This window comes from Prescottella subtropica (assembly GCF_005434945.1).
GTDB classification, from domain to species: Bacteria; Actinomycetota; Actinomycetes; order Mycobacteriales; family Mycobacteriaceae; genus Prescottella; species Prescottella subtropica.
This window is the reverse complement of sequence record NZ_SKCH01000061.1, coordinates 1-1,427: the sequence shown is the minus strand read 5'-3', so window position 1 is coordinate 1,427 and position 1,427 is coordinate 1. Positions and strand designations below refer to the sequence as shown.

Below are 1,427 nucleotides of genomic sequence, written 5' to 3'. Positions count from 1 at the left end.
GATAGAGCCCCGTGGAGTGGTGTAAACCGTTGAGCGCGTAGCTCTGTGGTGCCGGTGATTATGCCGTAAGCGGGACAGATTCGTCCACGTCCGTCTCCGCGGGCGGGGCAGGTTCGATGGAGGCCGGCGCCGGTGGAGTCAACTGGGCCATCGATTCCTCGGACAGGTAGCGGCGGTCGCAGACCTGCCACTCGTCGTGGGTTTCGATGAGCACGCAGGTCGCCAGGCGTAGCAGGGCGGCCGGGTTCGGGAAGATCCCCACGACGTCGGTGCGGCGTTTGACTTCCCGGTTCAACCGCTCGATCGGGTTGGTCGACCAGATCTTGCGCCAGTGTGGTTCGGGGAAGCCGGCGAACGCGGTGATCTGTTCCTTGCAGTCGTGCAACATGGTTGCGACCGCAGGGAATTGGGTGTCGAGCATGTCGGCGACGGTGTCGACCTGATCACGGACCAGCGGTCCGGTGGGCTGGCTGAAGATGGTGCGGATCGCGGCGGCAACCATCTCCGACTGCCCCTTGGGGACCTTCGCGAGGACGTTGCGCATGAAGTGGACCCGGCAACGCTGCCAGGCCGCCCCGAGGAACACCTTGTCGACGGCGTTCATCAGGCCGCGGTGGTGGTCGGAGATCACCAACTGGACCCCGGACAGGCCACGGCCGCGCAGGGTGCGGAGGAACTCGGACCAGAACGCTTCGGTTTCGCTGTCCCCGACGGCGCAGCCCAATACTTCGCGGCGCCCGTCGGCGGACACGCCGGTGGCGATGACCACGGCCTGCGAGCACACTTTCGAGCCCTTCCCGGTCTTGTCGCCGCCGACGCGGGCCTTGCAGTAGGTCGCGTCGAGGAACACATACGGGAACGCCTGGGTGTCGAGCACGCGGGTGTTGAACGCGGTCACGTCCTCGTCGAGGTCGGCGCAGATCCGGGACACCTCCGACTTCGATATCCCGGAGTCGCAGCCCAGGGCGGTGACGAGGTCGTCGACCTTACGGGTGGAGGTGCCGTGCACGTAGGCCTCCATGATCACCGCGTGCAGGGCCACATCGATCCGCCGGCGCGGTTCGAGCAGGCTCGGGAAGAACGATCCCGACCGCAACTTCGGGATCTTGACGGTCAGGTCCCCGGAGGTGGTGGTGACGGTCTTGTCCCGGGTGCCGTTTCTGCTGGTGACACGGGTGTCGGCGCGCTGGTAGGGGCCGGCCCCGATGTGGTCGGTGGCTTCGGCGTCGATCAACGCCTGCAGGATCGTGGCGAGCAGGGTGCGCATCATGGTGCCGCCGTCGGCGCTGCGGAGGGTGTTCGCCAGCTCGGATAGGGCAGACTGGTCCAGGGCCATCGCGTGGTCTCCTTGTCGTGAGTTCCTTGGTCGGTACTCACAGAGCTTCACGCGGTGGCTCTTCCGCTTCCGGGACCGACACGGTCACGGA

At 66.5% G+C, this 1,427-nt stretch carries 1 protein-coding gene; it reads right to left on the bottom strand.

The window, feature by feature from the left end:
• Window positions 1–58 precede the first annotated feature (58 nt).
• Window positions 59–1,336, bottom strand: coding sequence for an IS256 family transposase (locus E0497_RS20315; RefSeq protein WP_137726603.1), 1,278 nt, complete (start codon window positions 1,334–1,336; stop codon window positions 59–61).
• Window positions 1,337–1,427: the final 91 nt, after the last annotated feature.